13 protein-coding genes are annotated in these 18,227 nt (G+C 55.0%); 11 read left to right on the top strand and 2 right to left on the bottom strand.

Features of this window, described 5'->3' with window-relative positions; genetic code table 11:
* Positions 1-47 precede the first annotated feature (47 nt).
* The 5 genes from parC to ABVT36_RS02445 all read left to right on the top strand — a co-directional run bounded on the left by parC (position 48) and on the right by ABVT36_RS02445 (position 7,662).
* The gene (gene parC / locus ABVT36_RS02465) at positions 48-2,294 is read left to right on the top strand and encodes a DNA topoisomerase IV subunit A (protein WP_368455107.1); all 2,247 of its coding nucleotides are present in this window, start codon (positions 48-50) and stop codon (positions 2,292-2,294) included.
* Positions 2,295-3,216: 922 nt separating this feature from the next.
* Positions 3,217-4,542 (top strand): S8 family serine peptidase, encoded by a 1,326-nt coding sequence (locus ABVT36_RS02460; protein ID WP_368455106.1) that lies wholly within the window; start codon positions 3,217-3,219, stop codon positions 4,540-4,542.
* A gap of 633 nt (positions 4,543-5,175) precedes the next feature.
* A complete protein-coding gene (locus tag ABVT36_RS02455; RefSeq protein WP_368455105.1) occupies positions 5,176-6,117 on the top strand; it encodes a DUF5996 family protein in 942 nt (313 codons plus the stop codon).
* Positions 6,118-6,382: 265 nt separating this feature from the next.
* Positions 6,383-6,889: a hypothetical protein gene (locus ABVT36_RS02450; protein WP_368455103.1), complete on the top strand. Its 507-nt coding sequence runs from the start codon at positions 6,383-6,385 to the stop codon at positions 6,887-6,889.
* Between the two features lie 209 nt (positions 6,890-7,098).
* Positions 7,099-7,662, top strand: coding sequence for a hypothetical protein (locus ABVT36_RS02445; RefSeq protein WP_368455102.1), 564 nt, complete (start codon positions 7,099-7,101; stop codon positions 7,660-7,662).
* 185 nt (positions 7,663-7,847) lie between these two features.
* On the opposite strand, the gene ABVT36_RS02440 is transcribed toward ABVT36_RS02445, so the two are convergent.
* Positions 7,848-9,143 carry a hypothetical protein gene (locus ABVT36_RS02440; protein WP_368455101.1) on the bottom strand — a complete coding sequence of 432 codons (1,296 nt, stop codon included), beginning with the start codon at positions 9,141-9,143 and terminating at the stop codon, positions 7,848-7,850.
* 723 nt (positions 9,144-9,866) lie between these two features.
* Here ABVT36_RS02440 and ABVT36_RS02435 point away from each other — a divergent pair.
* The 6 genes from ABVT36_RS02435 (at position 9,867) to ABVT36_RS02410 (ending at position 17,648) form a co-directional block, all read left to right on the top strand.
* On the top strand, positions 9,867-11,657 hold the full coding sequence (locus ABVT36_RS02435; RefSeq protein WP_368455100.1) for a VCBS domain-containing protein: 1,791 nt from the start codon (positions 9,867-9,869) through the stop codon (positions 11,655-11,657).
* 107 nt (positions 11,658-11,764) lie between these two features.
* Positions 11,765-12,064, top strand: coding sequence for a hypothetical protein (locus ABVT36_RS02430; RefSeq protein WP_368455099.1), 300 nt, complete (start codon positions 11,765-11,767; stop codon positions 12,062-12,064).
* Between the two features lie 282 nt (positions 12,065-12,346).
* The gene (locus tag ABVT36_RS02425) at positions 12,347-12,820 is read left to right on the top strand and encodes a MarR family winged helix-turn-helix transcriptional regulator (RefSeq protein WP_368455098.1); all 474 of its coding nucleotides are present in this window, start codon (positions 12,347-12,349) and stop codon (positions 12,818-12,820) included.
* A 35-nt stretch (positions 12,821-12,855) separates the two neighbouring features.
* Positions 12,856-13,935 (top strand): HlyD family secretion protein, encoded by a 1,080-nt coding sequence (locus ABVT36_RS02420; RefSeq protein WP_368455097.1) that lies wholly within the window; start codon positions 12,856-12,858, stop codon positions 13,933-13,935.
* Positions 13,936-14,086: 151 nt separating this feature from the next.
* A complete protein-coding gene (locus tag ABVT36_RS02415) occupies positions 14,087-15,586 on the top strand; it encodes a DHA2 family efflux MFS transporter permease subunit (RefSeq protein ID WP_368455096.1) in 1,500 nt (499 codons plus the stop codon).
* A 70-nt stretch (positions 15,587-15,656) separates the two neighbouring features.
* On the top strand, positions 15,657-17,648 hold the full coding sequence (locus ABVT36_RS02410) for an alkyl/aryl-sulfatase (protein WP_368455095.1): 1,992 nt from the start codon (positions 15,657-15,659) through the stop codon (positions 17,646-17,648).
* A 50-nt stretch (positions 17,649-17,698) separates the two neighbouring features.
* On the opposite strand, the gene ABVT36_RS02405 is transcribed toward ABVT36_RS02410, so the two are convergent.
* Complete coding sequence (locus ABVT36_RS02405; RefSeq protein ID WP_367149617.1) at positions 17,699-18,115, bottom strand: DUF2147 domain-containing protein; 417 nt, start codon at positions 18,113-18,115, stop codon at positions 17,699-17,701.
* Positions 18,116-18,227: the final 112 nt, after the last annotated feature.

Here is an 18,227-nt window from a genome sequence, read left to right as displayed (position 1 = left end):
CGCCATAATTCGTCTTTTGGCGAACCCTATATTGAGATCGACGCAGTATGACCGACACTTCCGTCTATGAGGCTTCCGAGCGCCTGTCGCTGAAGGAGTACACCGAGAAGGCGTACCTGGACTACTCCATGTACGTGATTCTGGATCGGGCCCTGCCCAATATCGGCGACGGCCTGAAACCGGTGCAGAGACGGATCGTCTACGCCATGAGCGAACTGGGGCTGAAGAACTCCGCCAAACACAAGAAATCTGCCCGCACCGTCGGCGACGTGATCGGTAAGTACCACCCGCACGGCGACAGCGCCGTCTACGAAGCCATGGTGTTGATGGCGCAGTCCTTCAGCTACCGCTATCCGCTGATCGACGGCCAGGGCAACTGGGGGTCGCCGGACGATCCCAAGTCCTTCGCTGCCATGCGCTACACCGAATCCCGCATGGGCAAGTATTCCGAGGTGCTCCTGTCGGAGCTGGGACAGGGCACTGTCGACTGGCAGCCGAACTTCGACGGCACTATCGACGAGCCAATGGTACTGCCCGCGCGGGTACCCAATATCCTGCTGAACGGCACCACCGGCATCGCTGTGGGTATGGCCACCGATATTCCGCCGCACAACCTGCGCGAAGTGGTCGACGCTACCGTAGCGTTACTGGAGAACCCCAAAGCCTCGGTGGCGGAACTCTGTGGCTATATCCAGGGCCCGGATATGCCCACCGAAGCGGAAATTGTCACCCCCCGCGGGGATCTGCTGAAGGTCTACCAGAGCGGCCGCGGTTCGATCAGGATGCGCGCGATCTGGAGCAGGGACGAGGGCGACATAGTGATCACCGCGCTGCCTCACCAGGTGAGCGGCGCCAAGGTACTGGAGCAGATTGCCCAGCAGATGCAGGGCAAGAAGCTGCCGATGATTACCGATCTGCGCGATGAGTCGGACCACGAGCACCCCACCCGCCTGGTGATAGTGCCCAAATCCAACCGCGTCGATCTGGAGCAGGTGATGAGTCACCTGTTCGCCACCACCGACCTGGAAAAGAGCTACCGCGTCAACCTGAACATGATCGGCATCGATGGCCGGCCCCAGGTAAAACCGCTGGACAAGATCCTGGGGGAATGGCTCAGTTTCCGCACCGTCACCACCCGCCGCCGGTTGCAGTTTCGCCTCGACAAAGTGGAAAAGCGCCTGCACCTGCTGGCCGGTTTACTGGTTGCCTTTCTCAATATCGATGAGGTGATTGAGATTATCCGCACCAGCGACGAGCCAAAGCGGGAGTTGATGGACCGCTTCCAGCTCAGCGAGGCACAGGCGGACTATATCCTCGATACCCGCTTGCGCCAGTTGGCGCGCCTGGAGGAAATGAAGATCCGCAGCGAGCAGGCGGAGCTGGAGAAGGAGCGCGATACGCTTAGCAAAACACTCGGCAGTGCGCGCCGCCTGAAGACCCTGATCAAGCGGGAACTACTGGAGGCCGCCAAAGAGTTCGGCGATCAGCGCCGTTCGCCCATTGTCGCGCGCACTGAGGCCAAAGCCTTCAGCGAGGAGGAGTTGTTGTCCTCCGACCCGATTACGGTGGTGCTGTCGGAGAAGGGCTGGATCCGCGCCGCCAAGGGCCACGAGATAGATCCCTCTGCACTCAATTACAAGGCGGGCGACGGGTTCAAGTTCGCCGCCCGCGGCAAGAGCAACCAGCCGGTGTTATTGCTGGACAGCAGCGGCCGCAGCTATTCCATCGCCTCCCACACGCTGCCCTCGGCGCGCGGTCAGGGGGACCCGCTCAGCGGGCGCATCAATCCGCCTTCCGGTGTCACCTTCGAGGGGTTGTTGATGGGGGCCGAAAATCAGCGTGTGGTGCTGGCCAGTGATGCCGGTTACGGTTTTGTCGCCAGGTTCGCGGACCTGCAATCGCGCAACAAAACCGGCAAGGCCCTGTTGACCCTACCCAAGGGTGCCCGTGTATTGCCTCCCTGCAATGTCGAAGACCCGGCCTCGGCCCTGCTGGCGGCAGTGACCAATGAGGGCCGTATGCTGGTGTTTCCGGTAGCGGAACTGCCGGAACTGGCCAAGGGCAAAGGTAATAAGATTATTAATATTCCGTCTGCGCGGGCTGCCAGCCGTGAGGAAACTGTAGTGGGCATTGCGGTTTTGGAAGGCAGTGCACAATTGGTAATTCACGCTGGCAGACGCCACACCAAAATCAAAATGAGTGAACTGGAGTACTACCAGGGAGAGCGCGGTCGCCGTGGCAACAAACTGCCGCGCGGCTTCCAGAAAGTGGACCGGATAACAGTGATGGAGTGAATAGGCTGCACCAGGCGGCGCTGTGACGATTACAACGGATACCGGTAGCCTCCGGACTGCCAGGTACAAAGCAGTGCTCCGCTTGGAGTTGTCGCTATGGTTATGTGCCGGTCTTGAGAAGATTACTGCAAAATCTTCCCAGGCTTTCCTCTACCCGGGTTTGCGGAACGTACCCGCAAACCCTCCACCCCAAATCAAACAGTTATATGCTTGGTTTGCGGTCCGAGCATCCCTGTTTTTAACAAGCTGCTGTAGGCTCACAGGAAATGTGAATCAATTCTGGGACCGGAGAGCAAATGTCTGCCCGGTGATTGGGTATTGGAAAAGGAATTGTAAACAATATTACGGCGACAGAATTGAAGTTTGTTGGGTGTTGTTATCTTTTCAGCCCCACGCCAATAACTCTCTGCAATTTGGTAGTTCATGCAGGCGCACTTTAAGTTTCGGTGTTTAAGAGTCTCCCTTCCGTGGACCGGAAACGTCAGTGTTGAAGCAAAATTATACTTGTCAATAATTTCACGAAAATATCAATTATAACCCAAAAGTTTGCGACTGGAACAAATGTGCAAATCAGAGTTTTGCATACTTCACATTAAAAGAATCGGGCGCCGACCTTCTAATTTCTATCCTAAAAATATAAAAAAATAACACTCTATATTGCTTTTAGTGTGAGATGCATTTACTTCCAATATCTGCTCCGGGTTAGATAGCTTGATTGTGTTGGGTGTGCCGCTGTTACATGGAAGAGGGCTGGGCTCTCAGTGCTTGAAATTTTTTTGGTTATTCGGGTTTGTCACTACTCGATCATTGGCGACATCTGATGCAATTCATCCGGCAATCGCTATAGCCGCACAATTGAAAAATCATCTCCCAGTAGTTTGCAATAGGGAAGCCAAAAACAACTACTTTGACCGGAGGTTGTATGTTTAACAGAAGCTGTATTGCTCTATTTTCTTCGCTTGCTCTCTCCTCGGTGATTTCTGTCTCAGCCCAGGCAGATTCCTGGGTGCTGGTATCCCATGGCAATAGTATCCAGGAGGATACGCTCAGCGATATTCAGGCAGCCGGGGGCCAGGTGCAAAGGGCAGTCCCGGAAATTGGTATTTTACTGGTGGAGGCCGATGCGGAATTTGGTGCGCACGCCAATACAATTTCGGGCGTCAAGTATGTGGGGGCCAATTCCACGTTTGACTTTCAGTGGCCCGTGGCTACCGAGGGCCCTGGGTTCGATGATGTGGGCAATCCACCCAACAGCGGTGACGATGATTTCTACTTTGATCTGCAGTGGGGGCATGATGCAGTCAATGCTCCGGAAGCCTGGAACAAAGGTGTAACCGGTAATGGCGTAAGGGTCGCGGTGATTGACGGTGGCTATGATCTCGATCACCCGGATCTGATGCCCAATATCGACTTGGCTGCCAGTATGGACTTTACCGGCGAGGGACTCGAATACGGCCCGGCCGATACCTTTAGCCATGGCACCCATGTGGCGGGCACTGTGGCTGCGGCAGACAATGGCTTTGGCGTTATTGGAGTTGCGCCGGAAGCGACTTTAATTCTGTTAAAGGCACTGGGCGATGCGGGTACCGGGTCATTTGGCGATGTGGCTGCGGCTATAGTACACGCCGCCAATATGGATGCGGACGTGATTAATATGAGCCTGGGAGCTTCATTTCCCGCCAGCGTGGAGGGGGCCGCCGCACTCAGAACTTTGATGTCCCGAGCCACCAACTACGCCTATCAGGCCGGTGTGACCATTATCACCTCTGCCGGCAATGACGCCAGGGACGGTGATAAAGATAGGGATACCATTACCCTGCCCGCCGATTCCCCGCATGTCATTTCTATTTCCGCAACCGGGCCGAGGGGTTGGGCTGCGGGCAACAGCGATTTGAATCAGCTGGCCATCTACTCCAACTATGGCCAGTCCCTGATCGATTTTGCCGCACCGGGTGGCGATCCCGAGTACTTTCAGCAAAATAACGATGTGTGCCAAGTGGCAGGCGTCGTACAGTTTTGCGGAGTATTTGACTTTGTTTTCAGTACCGGCAACGGTGGCTGGTACTGGTCAGTGGGCACCAGTATGGCCTCCCCCCACGCCGCAGGAGTGGCAGCGCTTATCATTCAGGAGAATGGTGGCGAAATGCACCCCGCGCAAGTGGAAGCCAGGATGGCCAGATTATCCGCCGACCTGGGCAAGCCCGGCAATGACGATGATTATGGGGCCGGTCTGGTCCAAGCTCCTTAGCAGGCTGTTGAAACTCGAAGAATTTCGACACCTGACTTGCTGCCGGAATATGGATATTCCGGCAAAATCGGCGACGCCTAAGCTGTTAATTTTGGGAGAAAAGCGAAAACCACATTTTTTGCTTTTCGTGTTTTGAAACAGGCAGGATGCCTTTTTCAGCAGCCTGTTAGGGTAGTGGAGTTTAATCTTCAAGTAGCCGCTATCAATTGACAGAGTAAACGATAACTCCAAACCGTACCCCTTCCACTGGAAAGACAAAGTCCGCCGCTCGCCGCGGACTTTGTCTTGTTTGCTGAAAAACCTCCACCCTGTGATCTGGCGCCGACAACGGATGTCTATCTAGTTGCACAGGCACCCCTTGTGTTTCCCGTCCGGGGTGTCGCGAGACCTGTTGCGCGGGAAAGGTTGTGAACCCTGTGCTGTCCGGATTTTCGGGCTGAGAAAGTGAATGAGCGTTGAAGTACTTTATTGCAAGTGTGGAGAGGAGTTAGGGAATTGTCGCTTTTTAGCACATAGTCTGCACTACTCCAAAGCGTATATAGCCCGCTAGAGCGCCAGATTGCCGCTGTGCCTTGAGCTGCCCGATTTGTACTACACTGGTGTAGCTCAAAATAGCAGGAGGCTGAATTGACTATGAGCTTGCCAAACCGGTCCCATACCGCAGACTGGCCGGATCTCTCCTTAAAAAGTGGATCGGATACGGCAGCAACCCTCCATATGTTGACCCAAATTGTTGGCAAGATCCGACTGGCACAAACACCCTGGACAAACCACTCCTGGCATGTCCCCCTCTATATGACAGCGCGGGGACTCAGCTCGTCCCTGGTTCCCTATGATGGCAAGGCATTTGAAGTCAACTTCAACCTGCTCGACCACCTGCTGGTGATCCAGACAACGGATGGGGGGCAGGAGTCTATAGCCCTGGAGCCCCGGCCTGTTTGCGACTTCTATGGGGATATTGTCGGGGTGCTCGAGAAACTTGGGCTGGATATAAAAATCTTTACCGTACCGAGTGAAGTAAGTGATGGAATTCCATTCGAAAAGGATACCAAGCACTGTCACTATGACCGGGAATTCGCCACCCGCTTTTGGCGCGCATTGGTACAGATTGATCGGGTTTTCAAAGAGTTTCGCGCGCACTTTATGGGAAAATGCAGTCCTATCCACTTTTTCTGGGGCAGTTTCGACCTGGCAGTAACACGATTTTCCGGTAAAGAGGCGCCGGTTCACCCGGGGCATGTTGCACACTGCCCGGACTGGGTGGCCCAGGAAGCCTATTCCCACGAAGTAAGTAGTGCCGGGTTTTGGTTGGGCGGAGGCCCAATCAAGGGGCCATCCTTCTACTCCTATGCCTATCCCACACGGGAGGAATTCCCCAAAGCCAAAGTTGCACCGCCGGAGGCCTACTATTCCAACGAGGTGGGTGAATTTATTCTTTCCTACGAAGATGTACGAACAGCGGCATCTCCTGACGAAATGCTACTGGAGTTTCTGCAAAGCACCTATGAGGCAGCCGCTGATAGCTTGGGCTGGGATAGATCCAGTCTGGAGTGTAAGCTTGTGCCAAGCCGTTAGCTTAACATTGGCGAAGCGGAATTTCTGTGAAATCTCGCGAGCGAAATTTTAAGTTATTTTCGTTCTGCAATAACTTATAAATAAATTTCTACGCATATCGATCAAGCTTAGAAGAGAAAATATATTCGATGGCGCGATACTATTCTGTGAAAATAGAAGGGTCATTTGATATTTAGAAGTGAAGGCAAATAAGATCTGAGGTGCTATATTATGCACAATTAGAGAGGTTTTCCTGTTTTGGCACTATAGACGGTGGTAATGCTTAATGTTTATCTGGCAATTATTCCTTTCCCTTTTGGTTGCTTTTGCTGTCAATTTTGTTTCTGCGGAATCCTTTCCTGAGGAGCTGCGCTCTGATGACCCTGATGTCGCCAAAGAGCAAAAAGCGGTTTATGATCTGATTTTGAAATATCAAACGGCTTTGAATTCAGGAGATACAAAAACAATTCTAACCTTGTTTTCCCCTGAAAGTTATTCCCAGTGGAATAATAAGCCGACGGATGATACCTCTGAAGAGCGGCGCAAGCGATATAAACGTCTGTTTGGAGAGGAAAAATTTGAAACGGATTTTCAGTTTGACAGTATTGAGGTTCATGGAAATATGGCTTTTGTGCGTACCCACCATGAGCGCGGCGCCACGGTGGTGAATATAAAAACAGGGTATACCTCCATAGATCTAAACCGGGAGTTGTTTGTTCTGCAGAAGATAAATGGGGAGTGGCTTATTCGCGTTTATATGTTTAATACGAATCCCATCCAGGGGGAAGCCTAGAGCTTTCGGGCTTTAAACAGGGTAAAATATAACGGTAATGAATCTGGTATTGATAAATAAATTAACGCCTTTGGCGATTTTTATTTTTATAAACCTTAACACCACATGACAGACGGTGTCTGATTTCGACTCCAAGAGGATATTGAGCGACTGGTCAACTATAATTTTTAAATGTCAGAATTCCTTCCCCAATCAAAGGAGGGGTGACCATGAGGCGTCCGAATGCTGCATTACTAGCTTGGCTGGTGATTCTATTCATTCCAGCAATTGGCTGGTCAAAGGGTGAAACCGCAAAAATAGAGATAGAGGGCGAAAATCTTGCGGCCCCGATCGAGATCACTGATTCAAATATTGTCAAACAGTTTAATATTTGGAATGGCCCCGGTGTAAGTATGCGAAATGCGCGTAGCGTAAAGCTTCCGCCCCGTTACTTGGACCCAAGTAAGCCTGGCGGTAGGTTTATTGATTGGTCTAAAGGTAAGATTGTGGATCGGCCACCGGGATTATACCGTTACAAAGTTGCTTTCTACATCGCGAGTGCTAGATCCAAAGATGAAGTGATGGGCGTGTACGCGGTGACGTATGAATTCGACCCATCGGTTGAGCTGGGCTATATGTACCTACCTGGATTTGCCGACGGGAGTATGAATACTAGATTTATTGACCGCGGAGTAGAAGGAAATTGGTTTTTCTCTTCAAGAAAGTGGGAAGAAATCGTAAGGCCGCTCATTGAAAATGCCCAAGAAATGAGTGGTGATCCGCCCGCAAGGTAACCTAAAAATGCTAACTCGGCATGTCCGCTTTTGGCATATGTCAGATATTGATTTCGTCTTGTGAATCAGTTGCTGTCAGCCAGGTTTTCCCTGAATTAATCCATTTTATTTAAAAATGACAAAAATTCTTGTGGCTGTTTTATAAATTCTACTGTGTGATTTTACAGCTAAAGAATAAACAGGTTCTAGCGGGGGTGCCGTTCCCTTCGATTAATATTCGAAGCTTCAAAAGTTGCATTTTTCGCGATAGACACTGCATTGGAACCTTTGCCGAATGCAACAATCTCTTCCCCCACGTTTATTGATTTGATTTCTCCGTTAACTTCAAGGGTGGGTGTATCATCCCCCATCGAAATCAGCGATCCTCCAATATTCAGTTCTTCCACAATACCCCCTTCTTTAATACTTACCGCAATGGCTTTAAGATTAACGACAACACCCTTGACCAGGCTGGAACCGGACTGGCCGTAGGTTTTGACATCTTCGCAAATGGTGATGCGATTGAGTGGCTTGCTGATCTGGAGGCCGACACTGCCGTCGCCATGGGTGGTGATTGAATGGATTTCGAGTTCCTGCAGAGAGCCGTCATACAGGTTAAAACCCCGTGAGCCATCGCCCCTTGTGATAATCTCTGCATCGATTTTAAGTTTGTCAATATTGCCAAAGTTTACAAAACCTATTGCGCTGGGACCATAGGAGAGCAGCTGGTCTAAAACATGCCAGTTTTTGACATCGCCCCACAGGTCGAGCACCATATCGTTGGGGCCGAAAGTGACTACTCTTTCCTTATTCACCACTTTCTCAAAGAAACTGCCGTAGCAAATGAATACTCCGCCACTAATCAGGTTGGGTGTTGCCGGTGATATACCCCCATCGGTAAATATTCCCTTTGTGGATACTTCTTTTCCTTTAACGACGCCTCCTACATTACTGCTCTCTGAATAGCCAGATACGAATATTCCGCTACCCCTAACCGGCGTCGCCGGTGTGCCAATGGCAATATTGGTTAGCCGAACCGTCAATTCGGTGTTTTCGGGACATTGATTCCAGATGTTAAATCCACCCTGCAAGGTCTCCACAGCATATTTAAACGGACGCTGTTCCCGACCTCTAACGTCGGCTTCAATCACATGGACGTCTTCAGCCACTAGCGTCCCCATGTTGAAACCCTGCGCGGCGATGATATTGACCTGGCCATAGGTCTTGACATGGTTCATCGACAGTGTCCCGAAATCCTCGATTTGGGGATGATTCCAGATGGCCTGCTCCACCGGGGGGCAAACTATGGTGATATTCTTTAAGGTATTATTCGACGTCAAGCCAAGGCCTTTGGACTTGAATTCGAGGCACCCGCCGGAAAGGCACTGGCCGTCGCCAAGTATCATCACGCCAATGTTGGATATGGTTCCCTCTATCCGAATGTCCTTTTCGTTCTTCTCTATGGCTAATTGCAGTTCAGACAGTGAGTGAACCCTTTTCATCTGTAATCTCCTACGTATATAAGCCCAGCGCCTAATTACGTTAGTTGAGCAGCGGATTATTGTCCAATGGCTGCATCGGAGGTTTTTCGTCGGGAAGTGACCCCGAAGAACCGGATGGTAAGGCGGACGGATTTCATGCGTGGCTTAAGGTATCGCCGGCACAGAGGCAGCTGAATCCCTATCGCAGGCTTCTCTCTACTGGTGGATGGATTAGGGACTTCTATGCCGGAAGGGTTGGGTGGCTCCATCGGAGACTCTATGGGAAGCCGGCAACTGGAAAAACCAATGTTTAAGCGTTGCGACTTTCCGGGCTACTTGGTAATTGAGATATGCGGGTTCGCGTGGGTGGATGAGGCAAATTGTTTTGGGGCGAGATTGGTAACCAGTCAAGTTTACGGCCAGTGTCGATGTCCGCGAGACTGTCCCGGCGGTCAGGGTTTGATTCCGCTTTGCAACACTGTCGATACAGATAGCAGTTTGAATCCGGGGCCGGAACCTGTTGATAGAGGCATTATGAAAGCCCGGGTCTTTCGGGGTTGACACAAGCCTCCTTAGTAATTATTCGACAAATATCGGTAATTACTGTCTGTATAGACAATATTAACCTGGCCAATTGCTCCCGTGGCTTGGCAATCTGTAGTCGGTGTCACAGAACAGCCAGGAGGGCTTTCTTATAATGCCGCCTTGATTCTATCGCAAACAATTGGATTGACCGGAACCGCTATGAATAAGCCCTTGAAGTCATTCGCCTTATGTAGCCTGTCCGTGCTCCTTGTCGCCTGTGGTGGTGGTGGCAGTTCAGACAATGGGGATGATGCTGAAGAGGTTCCAACCAGTGTAATCAGTGGTGGAGAGGGCAGTGTGGTGGAAAACACCACAACCACAGCCTCCGGCAGGCTTGTGGACAGTGCCGATGGCGGCAGAACTTTTGAGGCCAGTCACTTTCAGGGACTTTACGGTGAACTGGAGACATCTGCGGATGGCAGCTGGACCTATACGCTGGACAGTGAACTGGCGGACCCCCTGGACGGAGGTGAGCAGGTGGTGGATGCGTTCACTGTGGGTGTGGATGGCAGCGGCACAACTGCCACCGTTACCCTATCGGTCACCGGCTACGACGATCCTTACAGCTTTCAGCCTGAGTCGCCCCTGGCGTTGATGGTCGCGGGCAGTAAGACATTTGCTTCTGGCACCCTGACCCTGGAGGATGTGGACGGCAATACTCCGGAATTCACTCCGGGTGTCGTTTCCGGCAGTTACGGCGATTTCCGGCTGGACGCGAACGGCGCCTGGGAATATAGCCTGAATAGCAACGTGGACAGCCTCAATGCCGGTGAGTCCGCAACGGACTCCGTCACTTTTACACTGAGTGATGGTTCAGAGCAGACGGTGGTCTTTTCTGTTTCCACCCTGGAGGCGACGGAAAACACTATCGTGTTCGTGCTGATGAATTTTTCCGACGGGTCGGCGACGGACAGGGCCAGTATGGCGGATATCGCGGATATGGTATTTAACGACGTGGATTCGCTGGACAACAGTTACCGGAAAAACTCCCTGGGTCAGTTGGGCTTCCTCCGCCATCGCACCAACGACAATTCCCTGGATTACTACTGCTATGGGGAGCCGAGTATCGAAGAGAGTTCCCTGGACTGTTTGAGTTTCGATATTCCCGACAGTCAGAATGGCGGTATTCTGAGTATGCAGGATGCCGCGGACCGCGCCGGTCTCGGCGGCGAGTATACCGACCGAGGGTTTACCTGGCGGGACAAGGCCTATCAGTGGGCGCGGGACAACTTCGTGGACGACCAGGGCCAGCCTTTGAATCTGCGCGACTGGCGCCATCAGGTGTTTATCTACCCACAGGCCGCCAGGACAGCGGGGTTGGTGGGGACCGGCATCGCCAGCGTGACAGGCGGGATGAGCATGGTGGTCTCCTCTTCGGACCAGAATATCCTGGGGCATGAGCTGGGCCACAACATCGGCCTCGGCCATGCCGGCTGGGACAGCAACAATGACGGGGATGTCGAGGATAGCGGCGACAGTGAGTATGGTACTGACGGCGCATTTATGGGCAACCGCTTCCAGTCCCGGCTTTTTGGCGGCGCGCACCGGGATTACCTGGAATGGTATAGCCTGTTTCCGCAATACAGCGTTAGCGTAGAGCGGCTGGCAAATAGCGCCCGAGATCTGGAGATACAGGCAATTGAGCTGACGGCCGGTGAACTCGCGGGCGACCTGCCCCAGCAGCTGAAGGTGGCGAGCGCCGGCAGCCGCAACGGTCAAAGCTATTATTATGTCAACTACCATGTGGCCCATGAGGTGCTCAATCCCCGGCCGCACTTTCAGCATTCAGTGACGGTTCACTATCTCAATGGTAGAACTTCCAACCATGTCGCTGTACTCAAAGAGCCCGGCGACAGTTTTAGCGATGAGTCTGCCGGACTCAGTATCGCCTACAAGTCCAGGGATGCAGCCAGGCAGTCGGCTGTGATCACCGTTACCTATGGCGAGTGACAGCCCGGTGGTTTGCGCTGGTATTGCAGCGGTGGCGACTAACAAGAAGAGCGGGGGACCTTTTGATTGCCCGCTCAATGGGACAGAAAATAGACGGGGTGCAGAGTATGTTTAGAGTTTTGGCACTGACAGCAGGGTTGGCTTTTAGTCTCCTCGCCCAGGCGGAAGAGGTGGTTACCGGAACCCTGGAAGAGCTTATCTTCGAAGACTTTGAGAGCGGGAAGGTGGAGCGCCGCTTTTCCCTGAAGGATGAGCAGAGCGGTAACTACTATTTTCTCGACGCCGGGGAACTCAAGCGCAGGGGCATGAAGTCCGGGGACCGGGTAACCATCCGCGGTGAAATGGACAGCCGGCGCATTCTTCAGGTGCGGGAGACGCAAAAGCTCGAAGCCGCCCGGGAGGAATAGAAAAAGGCGCATGCCGCCGGGTCTGGCCCGGCAGGGTGCAATGCCGGGGGCACCTGCAATAGTGGCGCCTGCAGTACCTTCAGCACGGCGTCGCGGGCCCTTGCCCTATTGGTGACATCGCTGACCCTGGGCGCCATTGTGCCTGCCTGGGGACACAAAGGGTTTCCTGTATTTTCCCCTCTTCCCTGTTTCCCGCCATTTCCGGATGCCGCTGCGCATATGGTCGGTTTGCGCAAATCATAAGGATGCTTATAATACGCGCCATTAAAATAAGGGAATATTATGAAGACCGACAACGAAAGTGCCTTGGGCGAGCCGGAGCCGCAACAGCCAGTGCAAGAGAGTGCGGCCAAAATGAGCTTCGAACTCCACAGTGCAGCGCGCCTGATGCGGCGCGACTTCGACCGGCGTGCCGGGGCCCACGGCCTCAGCCGCTCGCGCTGGCAGGTGTTGTGGCAGCTGGCGCGGGACCAGGGAGTGAAGCAGGCGGAGCTGGCCGAGCGTATGGATGTGGCGCCCATCAGTCTGGCGCGACAACTGGATAAATTGCAGGACGAGGGGTTGATAGAGCGGCGCCAGGATCCCAGCGATCGCCGCTGCTTCCGTATTTTTCTTACTGAAAGCGCCACACCGGCGCTGCAGGTGCTGGGCGATCTGGCGCTGAAGACCCGGGCCAGGGCACTGACAGGCTTCTCAGCCGAAGAAATACAACTGCTGCAGACGCTGCTGGGGCGGCTGCGGCTCAACCTGACGTGAGTTCTCTGAGCGGGGCCGAGCGGAGGAATGTTCGCGTGATCAAAGAATGGATGAAAGTTGCGGCCCGGGTTTCACCCCGGCGCCTGGGGTTTGCCGCCGGAATTTTGCTGGCGGCACTGGTGACGGCTTGGTGCCTGTTTGGTGGCCGCGGCAGCGTATATACGGAGAACGCCTATATCAAGGCGGACAAGCTGTCGCTTTCATCGGAGGTGAGCGGCGTCATCGCCACAGTGGCGGTGAAGGCGAATCAACAGGTGGTCAGCGGTGAGTTGTTGTTGCAGCTGGACGAGACGCCGTTTCAACTGGCGGTGGAGGAAGCGGAGGCGCACCTGAGCCAGATACGCAATCGACTGTTGGCCCGCCGCGCCGACTATGCGGAGGCGGTGGCCACTCTGCAACAGGCGCGCAACGATGCGGACTACTTCCGGCGCCAACTGGAGCGCAACGAGAAGTTGGGCCGAGTGGCTCTGTCCGAGTCCCAACTGGACGACTCGCGCCAGCAACTAGAGCGGGCGCAGGCCAAGATTGCCATCAACAGTGAAAAGCTGGCCAGTTTGCGAGCCGAGTTGGGGGGCAATCCCCAGGCGCCACTGGAGGCGCAGGCGGACCTGAAAGTGGCCCAGGCGCAGCTGGACAAGGCGCGCTATGAACTGACGCAGACCAGAATTCTGGCGCCGGTAGATGGGGTCATCGCCAATGAGGTACCCCAGGCGGGTGAGATGGCCCGCGCCGGTGTCGGCCTGATCAGTATGCTGGCGGCGAAGGGTATCTGGGTGGAGGCAAACCTCAAGGAGACCCAGCTGGCGCGGGTGCGCGCCGGCCAACGGGCCGAAGTGACCCTGGATGCCTATCCGGACTTTACCTGGCAGGCGCAGGTGGAGAGCCTGAGCCCTGCCAGCGGCAGTGAGTTTGCGCTGATCCCACCACAGAATGCCAGTGGCAACTGGGTCAAGGTGGTGCAGCGGGTACCGGTGCGCCTGCGTCTTTACCCGGTCCAGGATGCACCGCCGTTGCGTGCCGGTATGAGCGCCCAGGTACGCATCGATACCAGTGAGGACGACACAGTGGTTTCGGCCCGTTCCGCAACGGATGAAAAAGACCGGGTGGTGCTTTAACTGGATTGGCCTTGTTGTGATAGAAAACGCGCCAATCGAGGCAGTAGGAGAACGGTTTGGTTGCTCCAGATGAACCACAGGTAACGAAGGGTGGCGCTTTTCCCGTCGCAACCCCAAGGGTTGGCTCAGTTAGTGTGAGCAGGCCCTAGGCGTGGGGCCCGCCGCCGGCAGCCGGCGCGGCAATGAGCTGATGATCACGGTCAGTATCATGCTGGCCACCGTTATCCAGGTGTTGGACACCACCATCGCCAACGTGGCCCTGCCCCATATGCAGGGCAGCCTCGGCGCCGGCAGTGATCAGATTACTTGGGTGCTCACTTCCTATATCGTGGCCGCAGCCATTATGACGCTGCCGGTGGGTTACCTGTCCCGCCGCTTTGGCCGCCGCAACCTGTTTCTGTGGTCGGTAGCCGGATTCACCGCCGCCTCCGCCATGTGCGGCCAGGCCTCCAGTCTCGACGAGATGGTACTGTGGCGGCTGTTACAGGGTGTTTTTGGCGCGGCGCTGGTGCCCCTGTCCCAGGCCACGCTGTTGGATACCTTTCCCCGGGAGCGCCATGCGTCCGCCATGAGTATCTGGGGTCTGGGGGTTATGATCGGGCCGGTCCTGGGACCAACCCTGGGGGGCTGGCTCACCGAGTATCACTCCTGGCGCTGGGTTTTCTACATCAATTTGCCCCTGGGCATATTGTCGCTGATAGGCATCTATCTATATCTGCCCGAGGACCGTAAAGAGGCGCCGCGCTTCGATGCCCTGGGCTTTGGCCTGCTGGCTCTGGCGGTGGGTGCCCTGCAACTGTTGCTGGACCGCGGCGAGCAGGTGCACTGGTTTGAATCGCTGGAAATTCAGGTTTATGGAATAGCCGCGTCATTGGGCTTGTATCTGTTCCTGGTCCACTCCCTGACCACCAAAACGCCCTTCCTGTCCCCCGGACTGTTTCGCGATCGCAACTATGTCTCGGGGCTGGTGTTTATCTTTGTGGTCGGCATCATCCTGCTGGCCACACTGGCATTGCTGCCCTCATACCTGCAGCAGTGGAAGGGTTATCCGGTAGTGACCACTGGCCTGGTGATGATGCCGCGGGGACTGGGAGTCATGGCGGCGATGCTGGTGGTGGGGCGACTGCTGCGGTTTATCGACGGCCGGCTGTTGATCCTGGTGGGTATCCTGTGTGTGAGCCTGTCACTGCACTGGATGTCCGGCTTCACCCTGCAGGTGTCCCAGTCCGCGCTGGTATGGACCGGGCTGCTGCAGGGTGCGGGCCTGGGACTGGTGTTCGTGCCCATCTCCACCCTCGCCTATGCGACCCTGCCGGCGGCACTGCGGGGGGAGGCGACGGCACTGTTCAGTCTGTCGCGCAACCTCGGCAGCAGTATCGGCGTGTCCGTGGTGACGGCGGTATTGACGCGCAATCTGTGGGTGAACCAGCAGCAGTTGGGTGCGCGCCTGCAGCCTCCGGTGGAGCTCTCGGACACTGCCAGGGGAGAGGCACTGGCAGCGCTGCCGGCCCAGGTGGTACAGGAAGTCAGTCGCCAGGCGGCGGAGATCGCCTATGTGAACGATTTCCAACTGCTGATGTGGATCAGCCTCGCCGCCATTCCACTGCTGTTGTTGCTGTCCGGTCCGCAGCGGGAGGCCACTGCTGGTTGAGCAGTTACCGGTAGGGCGCAGGGGCTTGGCTACACTTATGCCCTGACAGTGAATATGGACAGGCGCGGTTATGGGAAAGTCGATCTCAAGGGCGTTGATCCTGGCCAGCTCAGTGGCATTGGGTTTCAGTCTGGTTGCGGTGGTCCAGTCCCAGGAACCAAAGCCCGCAACTTCCGCTACCAAACGCGCGAATGCAAAAGTCACGGACGCGCTGCCCTTTAATGACCGGCAGGATTTTGCTGACGTTAAGCGCGGCCTTATTGCGCCACTGCCCGACGGTGGTGTGATCAAGGATGCAAAGGGCAATGTCATATGGGACCGGAGCGCCTACGACTTTGCCATGGACAGTGCCGCCCCGGATACCGTGAATCCCAGTTTGTGGCGTCAGCTGCAGCTCATCTCCCAGGGTGGCTTGTATGAGGTGATACCGGGGATCTATCAGGTGCGAGGGGCAGACCTTTCCAATATCACCTTTATCGAGGGCGATGAAGGGGTTTTGGTGATGGATCCCCTGATCTCTAAGGAAACCGCTGCTGCGGCTTTGGCACTGTATCGCAAACACCGCGGCAACAAGCCGGTGCTGGGGGTTATATATACCCACAGCCACTCGGATCATTTTGGAGGGGTCCGCGGTGTGGTGGACGAGGCCGATGTGAAAGCGGGCAAAGTGAAAATCATTGCACCGGAAGGTTTCGTCGAGGAGGCGGTGAGTGAAAACGTGTTCGCCGGCAACCATATGGGGCGCCGGGCGAGTTTTATGTTTGGCAATCTGCTGCCCAAAGGTCCCAAGGGAGGGCTGGGCACGGGCCTGGGGCTGGGTACCTCAGCCGGCGAGGTGACTTTTATCGAGCCGACGGAGGTCATCACCAAAAACGGGCAGACGGTGGAACTCGATGGCCTGACCTATGAATTTTTGCTAGCGCCGGGATCAGAGGCTCCCGCGGAGATGCATTTTTATATACCCCAGCTGAATGCCGTAACGGCGGCCGAGAATGCCAATCACACGCTGCATAATCTGTATACCCTCCGGGGGGCCAAGGTCCGGGATGCGCGGGCCTGGTCCTCTTACCTGGATGACACATTGCGCCGTTGGGGAGACAAGGCCAAGGTGTTGTTCGGCCCACACCACTGGCCGACCTGGGGCCGGGAAAATGTGGTCAACCACCTTAAAAAACAGCGCGACCTGTACAAGTATCTCAACGACCAGACCCTGCGGCTTGCCAATCACGGCTACAACATGGTTGAGGCGGCGGAGATGATGGAGCTTCCCCCTGAACTGGCCGACTACTGGGCAAACCGGGGTTACTACGGCAGCGTCAACCACGACACCCGCGCGGTGTGGAATTATTATCTGGGTTTTTTCGATGGCAATCCGGCGCGCCTGTACCCCCTGCCTCCGGCGGAGGCGGGCAAGCGATTCGTGGAGTATATGGGGGGATCGGACAAGGTGATGGAGCGCGCCAGAAAAGATTTTGATGCGGGCGATTACCGCTGGGTTGCGCAGGTGATGGACCAGGTGGTCTCTGCGGAACCGGACAATGATGCCGCGCGAAACCTGCTGGCAGATGCACTGGAACAGCTGGGTTACCAGCAGGAGAATGGCTCCTGGCGCAACTTCTTTCTCAGCGGTGCCAAGGAGTTGCGGGGCGGAGTGCAGAAGCTGCCCGTTCCGGTACCCGCCAGTGCCGACTCTATTCGCAGCATGCCCATAGAGGACTTTTTCGACTACCTTGCCATCCGGCTGAATGGCCCCAAGGCGGCGGGGAAAAACATCTCCGTCAACCTATCGCTACCGGACGTGAAGGGTAATTATTCTCTGGTGTTGGAAAATGGCGTACTGAATTACGGTGCGCCTGTCGATCGTCCGGACACGAGCCTGACTATCAACCGCAGCGATCTTAATGAAATTATTCTCGGCACGGTGGCTGTGGAAGACAAGTTGCAGGACGGGTCACTAAAACTGACCGGGGATCGGGAACAGCTGAAAACTCTGCTGTCCCTGCTCGACACTTTCGAATTCTGGTGGAATCTGGTAACACCCAACCCGCCAATGAAAAACTAGCGCCCTTGATCCGGTGCAGTCACTGGTGTTTTGAGGGTGGCAATAGCCGCTTAGCTGGGCCGGGTCCAGGTCTGGGTGCGGTAGAAGAAACCCAGGTAGCCGCGCACTTTCAGCTGCCCGCCCTCGAGCCAGAGCTTGCAGTCGTAGACTTTGCCGTTGTTGGGGTCCAGAATCTGTCCGCCCTCGTACTTGTCGCCGCTTCTCACCATGCCGGTGATGACATCCATGCCCACGATGGGTTTGCCTTTGCGATCGCCGGGACATTTATCGCACACTGTGTCGTCGGGCCTCATCAATAGGTCCACGACACGGCCGTAATATTTGCCGCCCTTCTGATAAATCTCGACAATGGATTTTGCCTGTCCGGTTTCGTCATCGACGGTTTGCCAGTTTCCCAACACGTCGGCGGCGCTGGCCTGCAGCGCAAACAGCAGGGCGGATGTCGCCCACAGCAGATTTCTCATCATTGTTCATATCCTTAGCTATGCAGGTGACCAGGAGCATACACCAAGTCGCTGGTGGAAAAGAGAATCTATATCCATTGTAGCCCTGGCGCGTGAAGTTTATTGTCCATGCCTC

This window comes from Microbulbifer sp. TYP-18, assembly GCF_040932045.1.
Taxonomy (GTDB): Bacteria; Pseudomonadota; Gammaproteobacteria; order Pseudomonadales; family Cellvibrionaceae; genus Microbulbifer.
This window is presented reverse-complemented; position numbering and strand designations above follow the sequence as displayed.